We start from the raw sequence: 21,311 nt of genomic DNA, 5'->3' as shown, positions 1-21,311 counted from the left end.
AGCGAGGCGATCGTCACGCGGTCCGGCCGTGACAGGGTCTCAACCAGGACGGTCTCCGAAGGTGCCGTCGATCAGGTCAATGCGGACTGAGCAGCGGATGAATCGGAAGCACGGTCAGCAGCACGAACAGCGGAATGAGGACGGCACCTGCCCGCAGCATGTAGCCGAAGAAGCTCGGCATCTGGATGCCCCGCTCATTGGCGATCGCTGCGACCATGAAGTTCGGCGCATTTCCGATATAGGTCAGTGCGCCCATGTAGACTGCGCCCATCGAGATCGCCGCCAGCGTTCCCGAGAGCTCGCCCATCAGCACCTTGGGATCGCCGCCCGCCAATTCGAAGAACAAGAGATAGGTCGGGGCATTGTCGAGGAAGGCCGACATCAGCCCGGTGGACCAGAAATAGGCGACCTCCCGCGGCGCGCCGGCGGGTGTCGTCACGGCATCCAACAGCCAGCCGAAAGAGCCACTGCGACCCGCATTCAGCATGGCGATGACCGGAACGATCGCGGTGAAGATCGCCGCGAACAGCTTGGCGACCTCTCGGATCGGCTCCCAGTTGAACCCGTTCGCCTCGCGGTGCTCGTCCGGCGTCAGCCAGAGCGACAGTCCGGCGATCGCCAAGAGAACGGCATCGCGCACGAGGTTCTGAAGTTCGACATGCGTGCCGAAGACGTCGAAGGAGATGCCCGGCTTCCAGGTCGCCGATACCAGCGTGTTGACGACGATGGCCGCGATCAGGACGACGTTGACGAGCCCGCGAACACGAACCGGCTCGCTCGTGCCATCCGTGCTCGAAGGCTTCTCGGCACGGAAGCGCCATGCGTCGATCGCGGCAAAGATCACGAGCAACAGGCCGGCGACGATCGCGGTCTGCAGCCAGAGGTGTTGCGTCGTCCAGAAGAAGTCGACGCCACGCAGAAAGCCGACGAACAGTGGCGGATCGCCGAGCGGGCTCAGTGCACCACCGACATTGGCGGCCAGAATGATGAAGAAGATCAGCACGTGCACATTATGCGGCCGGCTCAGATTGGCGCGGATCAGGGGACGCACCAGGATCATCGCGGCGCCCGTCGTGCCGACGACGCTCGCGATGATCGTGCCGAGCGCCAGGATGGCGGTGTTGGTCGCGGGCGTGCCCTTGATGTCGCCGGTCACCAGGATGCCGCCGGCGACCGTATAGAGGGCGAACAGCAGCACGATGAAGCTGAGATATTCGGCGAGCAGCGCGTGGACGAAGGCAGCGAGCGCCGTGCCAAGCCCTGCATTCCAGGTCAACGCCGCCAACGCCACCAAGGCCCATGCCGCGGCGATCTTTCCGTAGTGATGATGCCAGAACCTGGCAAACAGCAACGGCCCGAGCGCGATCGACAACAGCAGTCCCGCGAATGGCAGTGCGAACGGCCAGGTCATCGCCGCGCCGTTCAGCCCGGCGGCATGCGCCTGCACCGGCAGGCTCCCAAAGAGCAGGACGATCCCGAGGAGAGCCGGCCACCGCGATCGATGAACGTTACAAGCCGTCGATGAAGCTCTTGGCCGTCTCAGTCGCACCGAAAAGATCCAGGTCATTATGTCCGCCGTTGGGAAACCGTACGAAGCGCTTGGGGTCATGCGCAAGTGCGAACAATCGTTCCCCGAAGCGGATCGAAATCGCCGGATCCCTTTCGCCATGCATGATCAGGAGCGGCACACGCACATCGGCGATGCGCCGATCGGAATGGAAGCTGTCGAGCATCAGCAGACTGACCGGAACCACCTTCAGCATCTCCGACGCGACATCGACCGTGGATGTATAGGGCGCTTCGAGGATCAGCTTGGCGACCGGATGCTCCGCGGCGATCGCGGTGGCCACGCCGCTGCCGAGGGAAAAACCCCAGGCCACGATCCGTCCCGACTCGTAGCGCTGTGTCGTGAACGCATAGGCGACTGCGGCATCTTGCAGCAGCCCGTGCTCACTGGGACTGCCGCTGGACCCCGCATAGCCGCGATAGGACAGCGCAACGAGACCGGTGCCGTCGGCCGTGAGCGCCTTGAAGCGCGACACCACGCCCGCGAGAAAATCGCCATTGCCCGGGAAGTACAGAACGACCTTGTGGCCAGGCTTCGCCGGCACATGCCAGACGATGACCCTCTCGCCATCGACCGAGGTCAGCACATGCTCCTCAGCCTGAGGAAACCCGGCTGCAGCCGGTGCCGTGCGGCCCACCGGCGGAATGGGGAACAGCACTGCACGCTGGCGGACGAATAGGGCCGCAAGCACGCTGCCGTAGACCGCCGCCACGACGATCAGGAGCCATTTCAGAAACGTCATGGCTCCCGATGCCGCCGGCTACATGCCCTTGACGATGTTCTCGGTCATCTTCTTGGCGTCGCCGAGCAGCATCATCGTGTTGTCGCGGTAGAACAGCGGATTGTCGATGCCGGCATAGCCCGACGCCAGCGAGCGCTTGATGAACATCACGGTGCCGGCCTTCCAGACCTGCAGCACCGGCATGCCGTAGATCGGCGAGGACTTGTCCTCCTCGGCCGCCGGATTGGTGACGTCGTTGGCGCCGATCACGAAGGCGACGTCGGCCTGGGCGAATTCCGAGTTGATGTCCTCGAGCTCGAACACCTCGTCATAGGGAACGTTGGCTTCGGCGAGCAGCACGTTCATGTGGCCGGGCATGCGGCCAGCGACCGGATGAATCGCGTATTTCACCTCGACGCCTTCCTTCTTCAGCGTGTCGGCCATCTCGCGCAGCGCGTGCTGCGCCTGGGCGACCGCCATGCCGTAGCCGGGCACGATGATCACCTTCGAGGCGTTCTTCATGATGAAGGCGGCATCGTCGGCCGAGCCGAGCTTGGCCGGCTTCTGCTCGCCGGTGCCACCGCCCGCCGCTGCGGTCTCACCGCCGAAGCCGCCGAGGATGACCGAGATGAAGGACCGGTTCATCGCATGGCACATGATGTAGGACAGGATCGCACCGGACGAGCCGACCAATGCGCCGGTGATGATCAGCGCCGAATTACCGAGCGTGAAGCCGATGCCCGCGGCCGCCCAGCCGGAGTAGGAGTTCAGCATCGAGATCACGACCGGCATGTCGGCGCCGCCGATCGGGATGATCATGAGCACGCCGAGCGCCAGCGCCAGCAGCGTCACCATCAGGAAGTCGAAGCCGCCGCCCGTCATCACCAGGCGGATCACGAAGAAGACCAGCGCCACGGCGAGCGCGATGTTGATGATGTGACGCGCCGGCAGGATGATCGGCGCGCCGCTCATCCGCGCGGACAGCTTGAGGAAGGCAATGACCGAGCCGGTGAAGGTCAGCGCGCCGATGGCGACGCCGAGCGACATCTCGACCAGGCTCTGCGGATGGATGTTGCCGGGCGTGCCGATGTCGAACGCTTCCGGCGCGAAGAACGCGCCGGCGGCGACCAGCACCGCGGCCATGCCGACCAGCGAATGGAAGGCGGCGACGAGCTCGGGCATCGACGTCATCGGCACCCGGCGCGCAATCACCGCACCGATGCCGCCGCCGATCGCAACGCCGAGGATCACGAGGATCCAGGCGATCGCATCCGCCGGTGGATGCCCAGCCAGCGTGGTGGCGACCGCAATCGCCATGCCGGCCATGCCGAAGAAGTTGCCTTGCCGGCTGGAGGCCGGGCTCGACAGCCCGCGAAGAGACAGGATGAACAGCACACCTGCCACGAGATAAAGGAGTGCCGACAGATTGGCGTTCATTGCAGATGCCCCGTTGTGCCTGTCATCCCGCGTCGTGCGGCGTTGTTACTTGGACTTCTTCTTGTACATCGCCAGCATGCGCTGGGTGACGAGGAAGCCGCCGAAGATGTTCACGCAGGCGAAGATCAGCGCGATGAAGCCGAACGCTCGCGCCAGACCACTGCCGCTCGACAGCAGGGGAACGCCGACCGCCAGCAGCGCGCCGACAACGATCACCGAGGAGATCGCATTGGTCACCGACATCAGCGGCGTGTGCAGGGCCGGCGTCACCGACCACACCACGAAGTAGCCGACGAACACCGCCAGCACGAAGATCGACAGCCGGAAGACGAAGGGGTCGACGGCTTGGACGACATGTTCCATGGCTCTGCTCCTTAGGCCTTCGGCTGGAAGTTCGGGTGGACGATGGCGCCATCCTTTGTCAAAGCCGTGGCCTTGACCAGCTCGTCGTCCCAGTTCACCGCCAGTGTCTTTTCCTTCTTGTCGATCATCGTCTCGATGAAGGAGAATAGGTTGCGGGCGTAGAGGCCGGAGGCGGACGCTGCGACCCGGCCGGCGAGATTGGGGTAGCCGATGATCTTGACGCCGTCGATCTCGACGGTCTCGCCGAGCTTGACGCCCTCGACATTGCCGCCACGCTCGACCGCAAGGTCGACCAGGACCGAGCCAGGGCGCATCGACTTCACCATCTCCATGGTGACGAGGCGCGGCGCCGGACGGCCGGGAATCAGCGCAGTGGTGATGATGACGTCCTGCTTCTTGATGTGTTCCGCCGTCAGCGCCGCCTGCTTGGCCTGGTACTCCTTGGACATCTCCTTGGCATAGCCACCGGCCGTCTGCGCGTTCTTGAACTCCTCGTCCTCGACCGCCAGGAATTTGGCGCCGAGGCTCTCCACCTGCTCCTTGGTGGCGGGGCGCACGTCGGTGGCGGAGACCATGGCGCCGAGCCGGCGCGCGGTTGCGATGGCCTGCAGGCCGGCGACGCCGACGCCCATCACGAAGACCTTGGTCGCCGGCACGGTGCCGGCCGCGGTCATCATCATCGGGAAGGCGCGACCGAACGCCTCGGCGCCCTCGATCACGGCGCGGTAGCCGGCGAGGTTCGCCTGGCTCGACAGCACGTCCATCACCTGGGCGCGGGTGATGCGCGGCATCAGTTCCATCGCGAACGAGGCAATGCCGGCATCGGCCATCGCCTTGAGCGCGGCATCGTTGCCGTAGGGATCCATGATCGCGAACACCAAGGCGCCGCGCCGATAGTTGGCGAGTTCGGAGGCTTCCGGCCGCTTCACCTTGATGATGATGTCGGCGTCCTTCAGCGCGTCGGCGCTGACGGTTGCGCCTGCCGCCGTGAATTCCGAATCCGGCAGGCCGGACTTGATGCCGGCGCCGGGCTCGACCGCGATCTCGGCACCCAACGCCTTGAACTTCTTCACCGTGTCGGGAGAGGCGGCGACCCGCGGCTCCAACGGGTCGATTTCCTTGGCGACGGCAATCTTCATGAGGCCTCCGGCGCGAATGCGCGCGCGAGCTTAAAAGGGCGGGACGTCCATGGCTTCAGCATGACGGCGGATCGGCCCGGCCAGTCAGCTGAAGGCCCGCCGGCGGAGATGCCGGCGGGCCCATAGCGACATTAAGCGAGGAAAATAGCCATCAAGATGACGATGAGAGCGACGCTGATCGTGCCGTACTTCACCAGCTTGATGAAGCCCTCATAGGTGGCCTCATGTGCCACGTAGTCGTTGCCGTCAGCCGTCGAGTAGGCGATCTCGCCATGGTTTGCCATCGGGGTCCCCCAAAGAAAAATTGCTTTGTTAAGGTCGCATACCTCAAAGCCGATGCAAGGGCAACGGCTGGCATGCAAGGCGATTTTATCGGTTTTTCCGATCGGGCTATTGGCCAGGCCAATTGTCACGGATCCAGCGCGTCAGGCTGGCCTCGCTGACCTCGCCGGCGGCGAGGGCGAGGATCATGGCAGTTGCCTGCGCAGGGTCGGGCGCGAACGCGATTTCGTTTCTGCGCAGAAACGTCATCATCGCCATGAACGCGATGCGCTTGTTGCCGTCGACAAAGGCGTGGTTCTTGGCGAGCCCGAATGCGTAGGCCGCGGCAAGCTCCGGCAGCGTCGCCTGCTCATAGCTCCATTTGTTGACCGGACGCTCCAACGCCGACCGCAGCATTCCTTCTTCGCGCAGTCCTGGCGCGCCGCCGAAGCGGCGCAACTGACGGGCGTGAATCGCGATCGCCTGCTCGTAGGTGATCCAAAGCGGCTCTTGCTGGTCGCTCATTTGGCGAGCGCGGCAAGGGTGTCGCGGTACTCGTCCATAATGTCGTCGGCGATCTCCATCGTCCGCTCGAAATCCGGATCGTAGGGGAGCGCCTGGAATCCGCCCCCGGGCAGTTCCACGATATGCAACTGCTGGCCGCGCTTGAGATCGAGCCGCTGCATCAACTCGCGCGGCAGCAACAGGCCATCGGAATTGCCGATCTTCTTGATCTCGATCTTCATGGTGAGGTCCGGTAGCGAGAAAGGGGCGTGTTATACAGACGTATAACGCACCCCTTTCTGCCGTTCAACAAATGTTTAACAGCCCTACCCCATCGCCTCCAGCTCGTCGATCATGCCGGCGATGACCGACAGGCCGCCGTCCCAGAACCTGGGGTCCTTGGCGTCCAGCCCGAATGGGGCGAGCAGCTCCGAATAGTGCTTCGTTCCGCCGGCGGACAGCATCGCCAGATAGCGCTCGGCGAAGCCGTCGGCGGCGTGCTCATAGACGGCATAGAGCGAGTTCACGAGGCAGTCGCCGAACGCATAGGCGTAGACGTAGAACGGCGAATGGATGAAGTGCGGGATATACATCCAGAAGTTCTCGTAGCCCGGCTTGATCTCGATCGCCTCGCCGAGGCTCTCGGTCTGCACCGAGAGCCAGATCTGGCCGAGCCGCTCCGCGGTCAGCTCGCCATTCTTGCGCTCGGTATGAACCGCGCGCTCGAACGAATAGAACGCGATCTGCCGCACCACCGTGTTGATCATATCCTCGACCTTGCCGGCGAGCAGCGCCTGGCGCTGCTTGGCGTCCTTGGTCTCCGACAATAGCCGCTTGAAGGTCAGCATCTCGCCGAACACGCTCGCGGTCTCGGCGAGCGTCAGCGGCGTCGGCGCCATCAGCGCGCCGTTCTTGGCCGCCAGCACCTGGTGCACGCCATGGCCGAGCTCATGCGCGAGCGTCATCACGTCGCGCGGCTTGCCCTGGTAGTTCATCAGCACATAGGGATGCGCCGAGGGCGTGGTCGGATGCGAGAACGCGCCCGGCGCCTTGCCCGGGCGCACCGGCGCATCGATCCAGCTGTGATCGAAGAAGCGCTGGGCGATGTCGGCCATCTCCGGCGAGAAGCCGCGATAGGCCGTCAGCACCATGCTCTTCGCCTCCGGCCACGCGATGGTGGCATTGGCGGCGAACGGCAGCGGCGCGTTGCGGTCCCAATGCGCGAGCTTCTTCTTTTTGAACCAGCGCGCCTTGAGCTGGTAGTAGCGATGCGACAGCTTCGGATAGGCCGCGCGCACCGAGGCCACGAGCGCATCGACCACCTCGCGCTCGACGCGATTGTTCAGATGGCGCGAATCCGCCACATCCTGGAAACCGCGCCAGCGGTCGGAGATGTCCTTGTCCTTGGCGAGCGTGTTGGTGATCAGCGCGAAGGTTCGCTCATTGGCCTTGAAGGTCTTGGCCAGCGCCTCGGCGGCGGCCTTGCGCTTGGCGCCGTCACGGTCCTGCAGGAAGTTCAAGGTCGGCTCGATCGCGAGCTCCTTGGCCCCGACCTGAAACCGCAGACCGGCGATGGTCTGGTCGAACAGCCGGTTCCAGGCCGAATAGCCGGTCTGCGACTTCTCGTGGAATAGCTGCTCGACGCGATCCTCGAGCTGATACGGCTTGTCCTTGCGCAGGTCCTCGATCCACGGCCGGTAGTGACCGAGCGCGGGCGCCTCCATCGCGCGCGAGATCACGGCGTCGTCGATGCGGTTGAGCTCGAGCGGAAAGAACAGCAGATGCGTCGACGCGGCCGTCAACCGCTCCGAGATGTCGCCGTAGAATTTGGAGATCGCCGGATCGACGCTGTCGCCGGCATGCGCGAGACCCGCGAACGAGCCGAGCCGTCCGGCAAGATCGTCAATCGCCTCGTAGCGCCGCACGGCTTCTGCGAGCCATTCGCCGCCATCCTCGCGCGCCACATGCTCGGCGAGCTTGCCCTTGTAGTCGGTCTCAAACGCGACGCATTCGGCATCCATCTTCGCGAGATCGTGAGCGATCTCAGGCGCGTCGATGCCCATATAGAGATCGCCGAGATTCCATTCGGGCAGCGTTCCGATTCCGGTCTTGGCCGCGACCACCTTCTTCGCCGGCTTTGCAGATGATTTGGCCGTCGCGCCACGCTTGGCCTTGGCGGCCGCCGGCTTCGACGGCGTCTTGACGACGGACGTCTTGGCCGGTTTGGCCTTGGCAGTCTTTGACGCGGTTTTGGGCGGAGGAGCAGCTTTGGTCGGCTTGCGAAGGGCAGAAGAGGCGCGCGAGGTCATCGGATGGGTAACCTGTTGTTCGAACGTTTATCCCGATCAGCGAGGTTTAAGGTTGCGTTAATCGGCGTCGGCGAGAGTGCCCCGATTCGAGACAGATAGTCGTAGCGTGCAAGGAAAGCCATGGCTGCCAGCATTTTGATTGCCGATGATGATCCGGTCCAGCGCCGGCTGGTGGAGAACATGGTGCAGAAATGCGGCTACGAGGCGGTCGTCGTCGAGACCGGCGACGCCGTCATCGAGAAGCTGACCAATCCTGACGCCGGCCCCATCGACGCCATCGTGCTCGACCTTGTGATGCCCGGCCTCGACGGCATGGGCGTGCTCTCGAAGATGCGCGAGATCGGGATTTCGATACCTGTCATCGTGCAGACCGCGCATGGCGGCATCGACAACGTGGTCTCCGCGATGCGCGCCGGCGCGCAGGATTTCGTCGTCAAGCCGGTCGGCATCGAGCGGCTCCAGGTCTCCTTGCGCAATGCGCTCAATACCTCGGCCCTGAAGGGCGAATTGCAGCGCATCCGGCACAGCCGCGAAGGTCGCCTGACCTTCGCCGACATCATCACCCGCGCCGAGGCGATGGCGCCGATCCTGCGCATCGCGGAGAAGGCCGCGGCCTCGTCGATTCCCGTGCTGATCGAAGGCGAATCGGGCGTCGGCAAGGAGCTGTTCGCCCGCGCCATCCACGGCACCAGCGAGCGCAAGACGAAGCCGTTCGTCGCCGTCAATTGCGGCGCGATTCCGGACAATCTGGTGGAATCGATCCTGTTCGGTCACGAGAAGGGCGCATTCACCGGCGCGACCGAGCGTCACATGGGCAAGTTCGTCGAAGCCCATGGCGGCACGCTGTTCCTCGACGAGGTCTCGGAGCTGCCGCTCACCGCCCAGGTCAAGCTGCTGCGCGCCCTCCAGGAGGGCGCCGTCGAGGCCGTCGGCGGCCGCAAGCCGGTCAAGGTCGACGTGCGCATCATCTCGGCGACCAATCGCAGGCTGCTCGACCGCGTCAAGGAAGGACATTTTCGCGAGGATCTGTTCTACCGGCTGCATGTGCTGCCGCTGACCATTCCGCCGCTGCGCACCCGCCGCGAGGACATCCCGCATCTGTTGCGGCATTTCCTCGCGCGGTTTGCGGCCGAGGAGAACCGCGCCATTTCGGGCATCACCGGCGAGGCCGTCGCCTATCTGACCAAGCTCGACTGGCCCGGTAACATCCGCCAGTTGGAAAACGCGGTCTACCGCGCCGTCGTCATGGGCGAGAGCGACCAGCTCGGCGTGGCCGATTTTCCGCTGATTCCCACCCACGCGCCGCCGGTGGAGCCTGCGCCGGCCCTCACCGTTGAGCGGCCTGTTCCTCCCCTGCCTGCGATGGTGCCGGGTAGTGAAGTACCCATTGCCCCTCTGCCCTCGCATGGGTTCCTGCCGCTGCTCACCGCGAGCGGCGAGGTGCGGCCGCTCGAGGAGATGGAGCATGAGATCATCCGCTTCGCCATCGCCCATTACCGCGGCCAGATGTCGGAGGTGGCGCGCCGCCTCAAAATCGGACGCTCAACGCTCTACCGCAAACTCGACGAAGCCAATGGCGAGACGCCCGCAACGGAAAGCCCGCCGCTCGGCTGAGCCGCGCGGATGCTCACCATGGTCGCGCTCGGCTGTCGTCCGAAAAAGGCCGCAAGTCTTGGCAACAATGGAACATCTGAACCGTTGCCTTGCGGTGACAGACAAAGGAAATAACGCGTGGCACAAACGCACGATCGGTTTGGCCGGGGTTTCCCAAGAGTCAGTTTGTCGTGAGTTGTCCCGTGTGGCGCTGGCCGCAGAAGTGGGGCTTGAGTATCGTTTGGGCGTGAATCATTGCGTGCAGACGTGAGCCATCCTCACCGGCGGTACCTACGCCGAAGCTGGCGGATCGACCTTGTTACACCTGTTCCAGCCGGGACAGATCATCCGAGGGATTGACGATGCGAGATTGTGTGACCACCCGTGGCGGATATGACCGCGTGCTCATGGCTGTCGCGGCGACCTTCCTCGCGGTGTCCTCGACCTCTGCTTTCGCCCAGAGCGATCCGCCCCGCAACAGCGCGGCCGAGCTGGCCATCGATGCGGCGATCCCGTTCCCCGAGCCGGCCAACGTACCGCCGCCGACCGCCAGTGACTTCAAACTCGACACAACCAAATCCGACACCACCGCAACCGTGTCGCCCGAGCAGGTCAAGGCGCCCGAGACCACGGTCAAGCCGGTCGACTCTGCGGCGGCGCCTGCGGCCGATCCCACCAAGACCGTCGCCACGCCGCCCGCAGCGGCTCCTGCCACCGCGACAGCCCCGGAGCCGGTCAAGGCCGCCAGCACCGTTCCCGCCGCCGACCAGCCCGTTGCCGACCGTCTGCGCGACCTGATGGCGACCAAGGCGACGAAGTATTTCGACCGCAAGGCCGAGCGCGCCGCCGTCGAGAAGTTCTACACCGGCCGCGACTATGCGCCGGTCTGGACCCAGGGCGGCAGCCTGACCGCCGCCGCGAAGGGCGTCATCGCCCGTCTCAAGGATGCAGCAGCCGACGGCCTCAATCCCGGCGACTATCCGGTGCCGGACTTCGCAGCCGCAGCCTCCGCACCGGATGCACTCGCGGAGGCCGATCTCAGACTCACCGAGAGCATGATGGACTACGCGCGCCAGGCGCAGAGCGGCCGCATGCACTGGTCGCAGGTCTCGGCGGACATCCAGTATCCCGACCATCCGGTCGACCCCAACGAGGTGCTGGCCAACGTCACCGGCGCCAAGGACGCCTCGGCGGCGCTCGAGAGCTACAACCCTCCGCACAAGCTCTACAAGCTCTTGAAGGCCAAGCTCGCCGAGCTGCGCGGCGTCACCGACGGCGCGCCCGTGATCATCGACGAAGGCCAGCCGCTGAAATACACGCCTGCCCGCGGCAAGAATGCGCCGGAGGCCGAGGCGCAGATGTCTGACCCGCGCGTGCCGAAGCTGCGCGCCAAGCTCGGTCTCACCGAGAATGCCGACGACATCCGCTACGACGCCAAAGTCGCCGCCGCCGTCCGCAAGTTTCAGGAGAGCGTCGACCTCAAGCCGACCGGAGTGCTCGACGACCGCACCGTGAAGGCGCTGAACACGCCCAAGCGCGATAAGCAGATCGATACGGTCCTCGTCAACATGGAGCGCTGGCGCTGGCTGCCGCGCGACCTCGGCGCCCCCGGCATCGGCGACGCCTATGTGATCCTCAACATCCCCGACTACACGCTGAAGGTGATGCAGCACGGCGCGCAGGTGTGGAGCACCCGCGTGGTGACCGGCAAGCCCGGGCAGCATGCGACGCCGCTGCTCAGCGAGACGATGAAGTTCATCACGGTCAATCCGACCTGGAACGTGCCGCCGTCGATCATCTACAACGAGTATCTGCCGGCCCTGCAGCAGGATCCGACGGTGCTCGACCGCATGGGGCTCCGGCTGGAGCGCGCGCGCGACGGCTCGATCCACATCTCGCAGCCGCCGGGCGAGGCCAACGCGCTCGGCCGCATCCGCTTCAACTTCCCGAACAAGTTCCTGGTCTATCAGCACGACACGCCGGACAAGAACCTGTTCGCCCGTGACGAGCGCGCCTTCAGCCATGGCTGCATGCGCGTACAGTATCCGGATCAGTACGCGTCGGTCCTGCTCAACATCACCATGCCCGGCGAGCGCTACACGCCCGAGCGCATCCGCAGCATGTACGGCCGGAGCGAGATCGACCTGAAATTCCCGACGCCGATTCCGGTCAACATCACCTACCAGACCGCCTTCGTCGACGATGCCGGCAAGCTGCAATTCCGCAAGGACATCTATGGCCGCGACGCCACCATGATCGCGATCCTGAAGAACAGCCGCGGCAAGGATCTCGAGAACGTCGTCGCCCATGCCCAGCCGAGCTACGCGCGTCCGAAGGGGCCGCTGCCGAACTCGGTCAGCCTCAGCGACAACAGCTTCTCCTCCGGCCCGAACTTCTTCGAGCGGCTGTTTGGCGGCGGCGGCGCGCCGACGCCGCCGGCGCCGGTCGGCCGCCCTGCCCGGCGGGTCTTCACCCGCTGATCAGGCCGCCGATCACGGTCAAATTCCATTTTGAGATCAAAGGCCTCGCCGATCGGCGGGGCCTTTGCTTTAGGTTAACCACAATGATCAACCAAGATTCGATGGCTCTTTTTCGCCACACTCAAGAGTATATGTTAAGGGTAATTGGGGGGCGGGTCGGTGAGTATCCCTTAACCATCCCGCCTTAGGTAAGCGTTTCCTCTCTCTTCCGCCGGACGGGCCGCAAGAGGGTATTCGAGTAAACGCTCGTCGACGGGGTGGGCTGCATCTTGCTGTCTGTTTTCGCGCGCCAATCTGTTTCGCTCACGAGAGCGGGCTGGAAGGCTGGATGCCAATACGGACTGGCGGCACTGCTCCTGGTGCTGGGCGCCGGCTCGGTGCATGACGCCGCTGCACTGAACGAGACCAAGACGCTCTCCTTCCACCATACCCATTCCGGCGAAGATCTCACGGTCACCTTCAAGCGCGAGGGCCGCTACGACGAAGACGCGCTGAAGAAGCTCAACCATTTCCTGCGCGACTGGCGTACCCAGGACGAGACGGTCATGGACCGCCGCCTGTTCGACATCCTCTGGGAAGTCTATCGCGACGTCGACGCCAAGCAGCCGATCCAGATCATCTCGTCGTACCGGTCGCCCGCCACCAACTCGATGCTGCGCCGGCGCTCGGCGCATTCCGGGGTGGCCCGCCACAGCCAGCACATGCTCGGCCATGCGATGGACTTCTACATCCCTGGCGTGCCGCTGGAGCAGATCCGCTTTGCCGGCCTGCGCCTGCAGCGCGGCGGCGTCGGCTTCTACCCGACCTCCGGCTCGCCCTTCGTCCATCTCGACACCGGCAACATCCGCCACTGGCCGCGCATGACCGCCGAGCAGCTCGCCCGCGTGTTCCCCGACGGCAAGACCGTTCACGTGCCGAGCAACGGCGTTCCGCTCAAGGGCTATGAGCTGGCCAAGGCCGAGATCGAGAAGCGCGGCAATGGCGATGACACGTCGTCCAGCCCCAACCTGTTTGCACGGCTGTTCCGCGGTCGTCCGAGCGAGGATGACGAGGAGTCGGGCGAGAGCGAGAGCAAGGCCGACGCCAAGCCGGTTCAAACCGCGGCACTCGCCGCCAAGCCGGCTGACAAGAACTCCGACAAGGACAGCCGGACCGCCGAGCGATCGGTGGACAGCAAAGCCGCCACCGCGCGTGGCAAGATCGTCAACGCCCTGCAGTTGGCCTCCGCGGATGCGCAATCTGCAGCTCAGCCCGTGGCGACCAAGCCGGAGACGAAGTCCGAAACGACGGGCGCCGTCGGCAGCAGATCCAGGGACGGCGCGCCGCAGAGCGTCGCCGACATCATCAATTCGCGCGGCTTCTGGGGTGACAATCCCGGCACGCCGAAGCAGGCCACCCCCGAGCAGGTTGCCGCGATCACGGCGCGCCGTGCGCTGTCGTCGATCGATCAGCAGCAGACCGCGAGCCTGATGCAGGCCATGGCCTTCGCGCCCCCGGCCTCCTCTCCGCTCGATCGCGCCAATGCCGCCTCCACGACCGTCATCCCGGTGCGAAATGCCCGCCCGGCGACCCGCAGCGTCGCGCCGGTGCCGGAGGCCGCGAAGAATGGGCAAGGTCAGGACGGCGCCATCACGATGGCGACGCGGATCTCGGCGGCCAAGGGTCCCGATTCGACCTGGATGCGGGCCATCATGCTGACGCCGAGCGCTTCATCCTCGATGTCCGTGACGAAAATGGGCGACGTGGACCTCACCGTGATGCGCAGCTATTTCGTCAAGCCGCAGGTCGCGCTGGCGATGAGCTTCGCCGCCGAGCCGACGCCGGGACTGAGCTACGACCAGTTCACGGGGCCGGCGATCATCAAGCTCGAAACCAAATCCTTCGCCATGCGCGCGGCAGCCTTGCGCTGACGCCGCGGCGGCCTGCTAGTCGTTCTCCTCAGCATCGACGGGTTTGGAGTGCGGCGTCGATCGCCGCAACATGCGCATGCCGCCGGCAAGCCGAGCCGGATCGGGAGAAAGCGAATGCCCCGTCAGGGGCAGCGGAGATCTCCTGCAGGTGAGCGAGGCCTGCTGCTCAGATCATTCCGAGCGCCTGCATATAGGTCTCGAGGATGCTTTCCTCTTCCTGGCGCTCGTTCGGGTCCTGCTTGCGCAGCCGGATGATCGTGCGCAGCGCCTTGACGTCGAAGCCATTGCCCTTGCTCTCGGCGTAGACGTCCTTGATGTCTTCGGAGATCGCCTTCTTCTCCTCCTCGAGACGCTCGATCCGCTCGATGATCGACTTGAGCTGGTCTACGGCAAAGCGGGTCGCGGGCGAGTCGTCGTCCTTCGCGGCGGCGGAGGTGGCCATCTGATACTCCTGAGTGGAACTCTGTGTCCAAGGAAGGCGCCAAAGGGCGCTACGTGTTCGCCGCGACCCTCAAATCTAGCGTGCCCTGCGTCAAGGCGGCATCGACCTCATCCACAGAGCGCCCACACCTTGTTGGCCTGCGCAGCGTCAAGCCTGCGCAAGCCGCTCGCGCCACTTGTGTTTCGTCGCCATCCCGCGCAGCACCCGATTCGCACATTGCCGCGCCGGACAGTGCGGCTCCTGCGCGTCTGATCAGTGGCCCGGATGCGACTTCTTGAAGGCTTCGCGCTGCTCGGCGCTGGCCTCACGCTGGTGTTTCGCCTTCCATTCCTCGTAGGGCATGCCATAGACCGCCTCGCGGCTCTCGTCCCTGGTCATTGGCGCTCCCTGGGCGTCGGCGGCGTCCTTCAGCCAGTTGGAGAGACAGTTGCGGCAGAAGCCTGCCAGATTCATCAGATCGATGTTCTGAACGTCGGTTCTCGTCCGCAGATGCTCGACGAGCCGGCGAAAGGCGGCGGCTTCGAGCTCGGTCCGGGTGGTGCTGTCCATCGTCATCTCTTTGTTCCCTGTTCCGCGCCGTGACGGATGTCTGCTATATAATGAGGCTTCGTCGCGGATTTGGCCATATCGCAGCACCGTCAGGAGGAGCGAGGCGCTCGATCGCAGCGGCTTCGCACGAGATCGTCATGGCGTTGACAGCCGCAGCCAAGCCCAGCGACATCGTTCAACGGTTGATATAGCGTCGCGCAATGATCCCGAAAATCTCCTCTCTCCTGCATCGCAATCCCTTCCGCCCCGGTTACGGACTGCTTTCGCTGCTTGGGCTGGCCGCGCTCTGTCTGTGGTCCTCCCCTGCGGCCGCCGATTTTCGGCTCTGCAACAACACCTCAAGCCGGGTCGGGATCGCCCTCGGCTACAAGGACTCCGAAGGCTGGACCACCGAAGGCTGGTGGAACGTGTCGTCACGCAGCTGCGAGACGCTGCTCAAGGGCACGCTGGTGGCGCGCTATTATTACATCTATGCGCTGGACTATGACCGCGGCGGTGAATGGTCGGGACAGGCCTTCATGTGCTCGCGTGACAAGGAATTCACCATCAAGGGCACCGACAATTGCCTGGCCCGCGGCTTCGACCGCACCGGCTTCTTCGAAGTCGACACCGGCGACCAGCGCGCCTGGACGGTACAGCTCACCGAGGCCAACGAGCAGCCGGCGCAGCAGCGCGTTCCAGGTATCCCGGGCACGCTCGGACCGGGAGGCAACGTCCCCGGTCTGCCGAATGGGCCGCAGGGCGCGCCGCCGGCGGCCGCGCCGGCCCTGCCGCCAGGGCAAGCGCCCAAGCCATGAGGCGGCTGCGACGCATCAAGATCCTCGCCACGCTCGGTCCCGCCTCCTCGGACAGCGCGATGATTCGCAAGCTGTTCGAGGCCGGGGCGGACATTTTCCGGATCAACATGAGCCACACCCCGCACGACAAGCTGCGGGAGCTGGTGGCCACGATCCGCAGCGTCGAGGCGAGCTACGGCCGCCCGATCGGCATTCTGGTCGATCTGCAGGGCCCGAAGCTCAGGCTCGGCACCTTCGCCGAGGGCCCGGTTCAGCTCAACAACGGCCAGAGCTTCGTGCTCGATTCAGACAAGACGCCGGGCGATGCGACGCGGGTCCACCTGCCGCATCCGGAAATCCTGGCCGCCCTGCAGCCCGGACATGCGCTGCTGCTGGATGACGGCAAGGTGCGGCTGATCGCCGAGGAGACCTCGCCGACCCGCGCCGTCACCCGGGTCGTGATCGGCGGCAGGATGTCCGACCGCAAGGGCGTGAGCCTGCCGGACACCGACCTGCCGGTGTCGGCGATGACGCCGAAGGACCGCGCCGACCTCGACGCCGCCTTGAACATCGGCATCGACTGGATCGCGCTGTCCTTCGTGCAGCGCGCCGACGACGTGCTGGAAGCCAAGAAGATCATCCGCGGCCGCGCCGCCGTGATGTCCAAGATCGAGAAGCCGCAGGCGATCGACCGGCTCAACGACATTGTCGACGTCTCCGATGCCTTGATGGTGGCGCGCGGCGATCTCGGCGTCGAGCTGCCGCTGGAGCGTGTGCCCGGACTGCAGAAGCAGATGACGCGGCTGGCGCGCCGCGCCGGCAAGCCGGTGGTGGTGGCGACGCAGATGCTGGAATCGATGATCCAGTCGCCGGTGCCGACCCGCGCCGAGGTCTCCGATGTCGCCACCGCGGTCTATGAAGGCGCCGACGCCATCATGCTGTCGGCCGAATCGGCCGCCGGCAAATATCCGGTCGAGGCAGTGTCGACCATGAACCGCATCGGCGAGGAGGTCGAGCGCGACGTGGTCTACCGCTCCGTGATCGCAGCGCAACGGCCCGAGCCGGAATCGACCGCGGGCGACGCCATCGCCGAAGCCGCGCGGCAGATTGCGGAGAATCTCGATCTGCCCACCATCATCTGCTGGACCTCGTCGGGCTCCACCGCCATCCGCGTCGCGCGCGAGCGGCCGAAGCCGCCGGTGGTCGCGATCACGCCCAACCTGGCGACCGGGCGCCGCTTGTCGGTCGTGTGGGGCGTGCACTGCGTGGTGGCCGAGGACGCGCGCGACCAGGACGACATGGTCGAGCGCGCCGGCTCGATCGCCTTCCGCGACGGCTTCGTCCGCGCCGGGCAGCGCGTCATCATCGTCGCCGGCGTGCCGCTCGGCACACCCGGCACCACGAACATGGTGCGGATCGCCTATGTCGGGCCGTCGAGCGACGCCCATATCTGAGACGAACGCTAACGCGTCGTCGACCCCAGTCCGGCGGTGGACGGCGCCTTGGCCCGCGCGATCACCGGACAAGCCTCGATCGCAATGCCGGCGGCGCCGGGGATGCGCTCGCAGCCGCGCGACGCATCGATCTCAAGGTTGTAGTCCGCGAGCGCCGCGAGCCGCGGCGGGTTGTCGTCCGGGCTGTTGGAGAAATACAGCGCCCAGACGCCGCCCGGCAACGGATCGGCCAGGCCGTTGCGAACGCGGCGATCGAGCACGCCGCCGGGCACGATCGGCACGACGAGCTCCGACAACTGATAGACGCGCGAGCCCTGGGGCAGGAACGACGTGACGTAGCCGAGCGGCTTCTGCAGCAGCAGGAACGTCGCCGGACGTTGCAGGCTGGCCGCGAGCTGCGGCCGGTAGGGATCCGACCACGGCCGCCGCATCCAGTCGGTCGGCTGCGATGCCAGCGCGATGCCGAGCGCGGCCATCACCGCGACGGCCTGCGTCATCCGCCGCGGCGGTGACACGTCCAAGCCAGAGCCCGCCTGCCAGGACTCAATCAGGCGGATGAGCAGCAGGACGATCAGCGGCGCCGACAACAGCTCGAGCGGCATCAGATAGCGCTGGATCGAGAAGGCCAGCATCCACAGGACGTAGCTGAGCCAGAAGAAGATCAGGAGCCGCCGCTCGCGCAGCGGCAGCACCTCGCGCCGCTGCCACAGGCCGGTGACGATCAGCGCGACGAGCAGCACGATGACGACGGCGAAGCGCGGATCGCGAAACGGCCATTCCGACGAGGGATGCTTGCCGATCACCCAGTAGAACGGATAGGCGAGCGCATCGAGCAGGCCCTGCGGCATGAAGCGCGTATCGACGATCGAGGCGAGCGGCGCTTCGGGCGACCGGAAGATCGTGTTGTAGAACGGAAACAGCGGGCTGCCGTAGTCGCGCGTCATCTTCAGCGCCCACGGCCCCGCAGTCACGATCACGCCGGCCGCATTGCCCGCTCCGAACGCGGCGATCGCGCGCCACGGCCGCGCCACCAACAGCAGTGACACGCCGGCTCCGACCAGAAACGTCGCATTGGTGAGCTTCAATCCCGTGGCCGCGCCGATCAGCAGCCCAGCGGCGACGAAACGGCGGCCGCGCTCATCGTGCTCCCCGAAGATCAGCGCGATGCCGGCAAGGATCGGAAGGGTCGTGAGAATGTCGGCGAAGCTGGTACCGACCTCGGACAGCGCCATCGGACTGAGGGCCGCGATGAGGATCGCCGCGCTGAGCGTGAACGCGTCCGCCAGGCGCCCGAGCAACACGCGCGCGACCCAGTAGACCAGCGCGAGATTGAGGCCGTGCAGCGCGCCCAGCGCGACGCCCCACCACGGCGCATCGAGCCCGTGGCGGACGGCATAGGGCAACACATAGATCAGCGGATTGAGGAAGCTCTGAAAGCCGCCGGGCGCCACATCGACATCGAAGCGGCCATGCAGCAGCGCGAAGCCGGCATAGTCGTGATAGTTCTGCCAGTCCCAGTTGATGTCCTCGCCGGCCAGATACGCATAGACGGCGCCGGCGGCGGCCGATCCGGCGATGACGAGGCGCGTCGCCAGAGGGTTGCGTGCAATCGACATCGTCCGAGGAGGCACCTGGAGTGGGGCAAGGCGGTGCTCTCGCGGCACGCCAGCCTCACCATCGCCGCGCCGGGTGAATCCTTGCTTAAGCGCGGACTACGCGCCGACCAGGCTCCTGACCGGCAGCACGGCCTGCACGACGAGACCGCGCGCACGCGCGTCCATGACGCCGACCGCGCGCAGCGCCAGCAGGGTGACCGCCTGAACGGTGTCGCGGAGTTTGGCAGGGTCGTCGGGATTCTCCGTCGCCAGCGGCCCCACCAGCGCCTCGTGCAGCGCGCCGAGCAGCGCGGTCGCGGCCAACTGGGTGTCCTGCGCCGGAAGGTGGCCGGCACGGACGGCCGCGTCGATCCGCGAGGCGATCTCGCCGACGATCTCGCGGCGGCTCGCGATCCGTGACGCCGTCACGTCGACGTCGACGGGCTCGGCCAGGATGCCCCAGGCGAGCTTGCGCTGCGACAGGACGTGCACTGCGACCGTGGATACCGCGGCAGCCAGCGCCGAGGATGGACCGGGCGCGGCATCGGCGGCGCGCCGGACGGCGGCGAGCTCGTCGCGCGAGACTTCCGCGATCAGCTCCGAGATCAGATCGGCCTTCGAGGGAAAGTAGCGATAGACGGTGCCGGCTGCGACATTGGCCCGGACCGCCACCGGGGCGATCTGGACGGCCGACATGCCGCCTTCGGCGGCGGTCTCACGGGCGGCAGCCAAAATCGCGCTGCGGCGGGCCGCCAGCCGCTTCACGACCTGATGGGTTCGCCGATAGACCATGGCGTTTCTCGTCCCGGACGCGCTCGTCCAGGGCACCCGGCGAACGCTGGTTCAGTGTTTTTGGAGGATCGACCTCACAAAAGGCAGTAAGAACTGAACACCTGTTCACGAAGGAAGACAAGGGAAATCATGACCCTACCCGGCCCCGATCAGCGAGTCAGGCGCTCGCGAGCGCCATGTCGGCGGGCGCCGGCTGCCGACGCCACCACGAGCCGGCGCGCGCCAGCACCAGGCCGGCCATGATCAGGTTGGCGGCGAGCCCGAGCGGAATCCCGGACAGCATGAACGTGATCTGAAGCGCCGCGATGCCGCCGAGCGCGGGCAGCTCGTAGCGGCGAAAGCCCTCGGCGAGGCCGATCCGCACCAGCCAGGCCACGGCGACGGCCTGAACCATCATGTCGTACATGAACAGATACGGCGTCGTCAGCAGCAGCCCGACGGCAAGCGCCGCCGCCTTCAGCGCGTAACGTACCGGGCTGCGCCACAGCGTCACCAGCACGACTGCGACGGTTGCGGTCAGGACCCATTGGAAGGTCCAGCCGAGCGCTTCCGAGCCGCCGAAATAGCGCACCAGCGAAAACAGGCTCTGCAGCTTCCACCAGGTCGCCTTGCCCTCGGTCAGGAACGCCTGCGAGAACATCGGCAGCCAATGGAAGAAGGCCTGCCAGCTCTCCAGCCCGAAGGCGAGCCATGACAGCAGTGCCAGCACGACGGCGGTGACGCTCGCCGACATGAACGCGGTCCAGCGCTGGGTGGCGATCAGCACGATCGGGAAGAGCAGACCGTATTGCGGCTTGTAGGTCAGCAGCCCGAGACAGATCCCCGCCAGCACCGGCCGCACCGGCAGCAGATAGAGCGTGCCGCCGACCAGCGCGGCGGTGAGGCATCCGTTCTGCCCGACCAGCGCGTTGGAGAACAGGGCCGGAAAGCCGGCTGCCAGCAGCAGGCCGAAGCCGCGGCCGACGATCGCGCGCATCGCGAGCGCATAGGGAACGAAGCTGGCATAGACCCAGCCGACGAAGGCGAGCGTGTAGGGAAACTGCGCCAGGAACGCCGCGACGAACAGGAACGGCGGCGGATAGTGCCAGGCAAAGTAGCCCGGGAAATCCTGCCGCAGCAGATCGAGCTCGACCTGGCGCTGCACGTCCCAGTCCCAGGCCAGCGCCGGATGTCCCTGCAGCGCGAGCTTGCCGGCCGCCCAGACATTGACGAAGTCGGTGGGAATCCCGAGACCCGCCTGGTCCCAGATCCAGGTGCCCGACCACAGTCCGGCCGGGAAGAACGAGGCGTTGATGCAGGCGAGCGCAAAGCAGACTGCGAACAGGCCAAGCGGAACGTCACGACGCTGCGATGGGATCGCGGCGGCATCAGGATTGTCAGCCATCTGGACCTCGCCCCGCGCCTGCATGGACGCCTCCT

General features: G+C 65.8%; 19 protein-coding genes. 5 read left to right on the top strand and 14 right to left on the bottom strand.

What is annotated here, in order from left to right; genetic code table 11:
• Positions 1–76 precede the first annotated feature (76 nt).
• The 9 genes from ACQR1X_RS19950 to ACQR1X_RS19910 form a co-directional block, all read right to left on the bottom strand.
• Positions 77–1,411 (bottom strand): sodium:proton antiporter, encoded by a 1,335-nt coding sequence (locus ACQR1X_RS19950; protein ID WP_434888161.1) that lies wholly within the window; start codon positions 1,409–1,411, stop codon positions 77–79.
• Positions 1,412–1,508: 97 nt separating this feature from the next.
• Positions 1,509–2,309: an alpha/beta hydrolase gene (locus tag ACQR1X_RS19945; protein WP_434899438.1), complete on the bottom strand. Its 801-nt coding sequence runs from the start codon at positions 2,307–2,309 to the stop codon at positions 1,509–1,511.
• An 18-nt stretch (positions 2,310–2,327) separates the two neighbouring features.
• Positions 2,328–3,725: an NAD(P)(+) transhydrogenase (Re/Si-specific) subunit beta gene (locus ACQR1X_RS19940; RefSeq protein ID WP_316236982.1), complete on the bottom strand. Its 1,398-nt coding sequence runs from the start codon at positions 3,723–3,725 to the stop codon at positions 2,328–2,330.
• 45 nt (positions 3,726–3,770) lie between these two features.
• On the bottom strand, positions 3,771–4,088 hold the full coding sequence (locus ACQR1X_RS19935) for a proton-translocating transhydrogenase family protein (RefSeq protein ID WP_434899437.1): 318 nt from the start codon (positions 4,086–4,088) through the stop codon (positions 3,771–3,773).
• Between the two features lie 11 nt (positions 4,089–4,099).
• Positions 4,100–5,227, bottom strand: coding sequence for a Re/Si-specific NAD(P)(+) transhydrogenase subunit alpha (locus ACQR1X_RS19930; protein WP_315753919.1), 1,128 nt, complete (start codon positions 5,225–5,227; stop codon positions 4,100–4,102).
• 131 nt (positions 5,228–5,358) lie between these two features.
• Entirely contained in the window at positions 5,359–5,511 is a 153-nt protein-coding gene (locus ACQR1X_RS19925) for an aa3-type cytochrome c oxidase subunit IV (RefSeq protein ID WP_315736334.1), read from the bottom strand.
• 106 nt (positions 5,512–5,617) lie between these two features.
• Positions 5,618–6,013 (bottom strand): type II toxin-antitoxin system death-on-curing family toxin, encoded by a 396-nt coding sequence (locus ACQR1X_RS19920; protein ID WP_315802604.1) that lies wholly within the window; start codon positions 6,011–6,013, stop codon positions 5,618–5,620.
• The gene (locus ACQR1X_RS19915; RefSeq protein ID WP_315802603.1) at positions 6,010–6,234 is read right to left on the bottom strand and encodes an AbrB/MazE/SpoVT family DNA-binding domain-containing protein; all 225 of its coding nucleotides are present in this window, start codon (positions 6,232–6,234) and stop codon (positions 6,010–6,012) included. The genes ACQR1X_RS19920 and ACQR1X_RS19915 overlap by 4 nt, the downstream gene beginning before the upstream one ends.
• 84 nt (positions 6,235–6,318) lie before the next feature.
• Entirely contained in the window at positions 6,319–8,301 is a 1,983-nt protein-coding gene (locus ACQR1X_RS19910; RefSeq protein ID WP_434899436.1) for a M3 family oligoendopeptidase, read from the bottom strand.
• A 120-nt stretch (positions 8,302–8,421) separates the two neighbouring features.
• On the opposite strand from ACQR1X_RS19910, the gene ACQR1X_RS19905 reads away from it, so the two are divergent.
• From ACQR1X_RS19905 to ACQR1X_RS19895, 3 genes are all read left to right on the top strand, one after another.
• Positions 8,422–9,915, top strand: a complete 1,494-nt coding sequence (locus ACQR1X_RS19905) for a sigma-54-dependent transcriptional regulator (protein WP_315802601.1) — start codon at positions 8,422–8,424, stop codon at positions 9,913–9,915.
• Positions 9,916–10,301: 386 nt separating this feature from the next.
• Positions 10,302–12,374, top strand: a complete 2,073-nt coding sequence (locus ACQR1X_RS19900) for a L,D-transpeptidase family protein (protein WP_434899489.1) — start codon at positions 10,302–10,304, stop codon at positions 12,372–12,374.
• Between the two features lie 269 nt (positions 12,375–12,643).
• Positions 12,644–14,284 carry a DUF882 domain-containing protein gene (locus ACQR1X_RS19895; RefSeq protein WP_315802600.1) on the top strand — a complete coding sequence of 547 codons (1,641 nt, stop codon included), beginning with the start codon at positions 12,644–12,646 and terminating at the stop codon, positions 14,282–14,284.
• A 166-nt stretch (positions 14,285–14,450) separates the two neighbouring features.
• On the opposite strand, the gene ACQR1X_RS19890 is transcribed toward ACQR1X_RS19895, so the two are convergent.
• On the bottom strand, positions 14,451–14,726 hold the full coding sequence (locus ACQR1X_RS19890; protein WP_008961835.1) for a DUF2312 domain-containing protein: 276 nt from the start codon (positions 14,724–14,726) through the stop codon (positions 14,451–14,453).
• A gap of 252 nt (positions 14,727–14,978) precedes the next feature.
• Positions 14,979–15,275, bottom strand: a complete 297-nt coding sequence (locus ACQR1X_RS19885) for a DUF1244 domain-containing protein (protein ID WP_316179843.1) — start codon at positions 15,273–15,275, stop codon at positions 14,979–14,981.
• Between the two features lie 200 nt (positions 15,276–15,475).
• Here ACQR1X_RS19885 and ACQR1X_RS19880 point away from each other — a divergent pair, with 200 nt between their 5' ends.
• Positions 15,476–16,072, top strand: a complete 597-nt coding sequence (locus tag ACQR1X_RS19880; RefSeq protein WP_434899435.1) for a DUF1036 domain-containing protein — start codon at positions 15,476–15,478, stop codon at positions 16,070–16,072.
• Positions 16,069–17,505 carry a pyruvate kinase gene (gene pyk / locus ACQR1X_RS19875; protein WP_315802597.1) on the top strand — a complete coding sequence of 479 codons (1,437 nt, stop codon included), beginning with the start codon at positions 16,069–16,071 and terminating at the stop codon, positions 17,503–17,505. Before ACQR1X_RS19880 ends, pyk begins: the two co-directional genes overlap by 4 nt.
• Positions 17,506–17,513: 8 nt before the next feature.
• Here the strand turns inward: pyk and ACQR1X_RS19870 are convergent, their stop codons facing one another.
• From ACQR1X_RS19870 to ACQR1X_RS19860, 3 genes are all read right to left on the bottom strand, one after another.
• On the bottom strand, positions 17,514–19,121 hold the full coding sequence (locus tag ACQR1X_RS19870) for a glycosyltransferase family 87 protein (RefSeq protein ID WP_434899434.1): 1,608 nt from the start codon (positions 19,119–19,121) through the stop codon (positions 17,514–17,516).
• Positions 19,122–19,217: 96 nt separating this feature from the next.
• Positions 19,218–19,892, bottom strand: coding sequence for a TetR/AcrR family transcriptional regulator (locus ACQR1X_RS19865; RefSeq protein WP_315802595.1), 675 nt, complete (start codon positions 19,890–19,892; stop codon positions 19,218–19,220).
• A 157-nt stretch (positions 19,893–20,049) separates the two neighbouring features.
• Positions 20,050–21,276: a glycosyltransferase family 87 protein gene (locus ACQR1X_RS19860; RefSeq protein ID WP_434899433.1), complete on the bottom strand. Its 1,227-nt coding sequence runs from the start codon at positions 21,274–21,276 to the stop codon at positions 20,050–20,052.
• Positions 21,277–21,311 lie beyond the last annotated feature (35 nt).

The sequence above is a fragment of the Bradyrhizobium sp. HKCCYLRH3073 genome (genome assembly GCF_051167995.1).
Classification (GTDB): domain Bacteria; phylum Pseudomonadota; class Alphaproteobacteria; order Rhizobiales; family Xanthobacteraceae; genus Bradyrhizobium.
This window is presented reverse-complemented; position numbering and strand designations above follow the sequence as displayed.

Bases quoted from the DNA above. Each gene is read 5' to 3' on its own strand.
- ACQR1X_RS19905 (WP_315802601.1), top strand. From the start codon at position 8,422: ATGGCTGCCAGCATTTTGATTGCCGATGATGATCCGGTCCAGCGCCGG.
- ACQR1X_RS19890 (WP_008961835.1), bottom strand. From the start codon at position 14,726: ATGGCCACCTCCGCCGCCGCGAAGGACGACGACTCGCCCGCGACCCGC.
- ACQR1X_RS19910 (WP_434899436.1), bottom strand. From the start codon at position 8,301: ATGACCTCGCGCGCCTCTTCTGCCCTTCGCAAGCCGACCAAAGCTGCT.
- ACQR1X_RS19860 (WP_434899433.1), bottom strand. From the start codon at position 21,276: ATGGCTGACAATCCTGATGCCGCCGCGATCCCATCGCAGCGTCGTGAC.
- ACQR1X_RS19920 (WP_315802604.1), bottom strand. From the start codon at position 6,013: ATGAGCGACCAGCAAGAGCCGCTTTGGATCACCTACGAGCAGGCGATC.
- ACQR1X_RS19880 (WP_434899435.1), top strand. From the start codon at position 15,476: ATGATCCCGAAAATCTCCTCTCTCCTGCATCGCAATCCCTTCCGCCCC.
- ACQR1X_RS19925 (WP_315736334.1), bottom strand. From the start codon at position 5,511: ATGGCAAACCATGGCGAGATCGCCTACTCGACGGCTGACGGCAACGAC.
- ACQR1X_RS19950 (WP_434888161.1), bottom strand. From the start codon at position 1,411: ATGACCTGGCCGTTCGCACTGCCATTCGCGGGACTGCTGTTGTCGATC.
- ACQR1X_RS19865 (WP_315802595.1), bottom strand. From the start codon at position 19,892: ATGGTCTATCGGCGAACCCATCAGGTCGTGAAGCGGCTGGCGGCCCGC.
- ACQR1X_RS19930 (WP_315753919.1), bottom strand. From the start codon at position 5,227: ATGAAGATTGCCGTCGCCAAGGAAATCGACCCGTTGGAGCCGCGGGTC.
- ACQR1X_RS19935 (WP_434899437.1), bottom strand. From the start codon at position 4,088: ATGGAACATGTCGTCCAAGCCGTCGACCCCTTCGTCTTCCGGCTGTCG.
- ACQR1X_RS19940 (WP_316236982.1), bottom strand. From the start codon at position 3,725: ATGAACGCCAATCTGTCGGCACTCCTTTATCTCGTGGCAGGTGTGCTG.
- ACQR1X_RS19915 (WP_315802603.1), bottom strand. From the start codon at position 6,234: ATGAAGATCGAGATCAAGAAGATCGGCAATTCCGATGGCCTGTTGCTG.
- ACQR1X_RS19945 (WP_434899438.1), bottom strand. From the start codon at position 2,309: ATGACGTTTCTGAAATGGCTCCTGATCGTCGTGGCGGCGGTCTACGGC.
- ACQR1X_RS19870 (WP_434899434.1), bottom strand. From the start codon at position 19,121: ATGTCGATTGCACGCAACCCTCTGGCGACGCGCCTCGTCATCGCCGGA.
- pyk (WP_315802597.1), top strand. From the start codon at position 16,069: ATGAGGCGGCTGCGACGCATCAAGATCCTCGCCACGCTCGGTCCCGCC.
- ACQR1X_RS19900 (WP_434899489.1), top strand. From the start codon at position 10,302: ATGGCTGTCGCGGCGACCTTCCTCGCGGTGTCCTCGACCTCTGCTTTC.
- ACQR1X_RS19885 (WP_316179843.1), bottom strand. From the start codon at position 15,275: ATGGACAGCACCACCCGGACCGAGCTCGAAGCCGCCGCCTTTCGCCGG.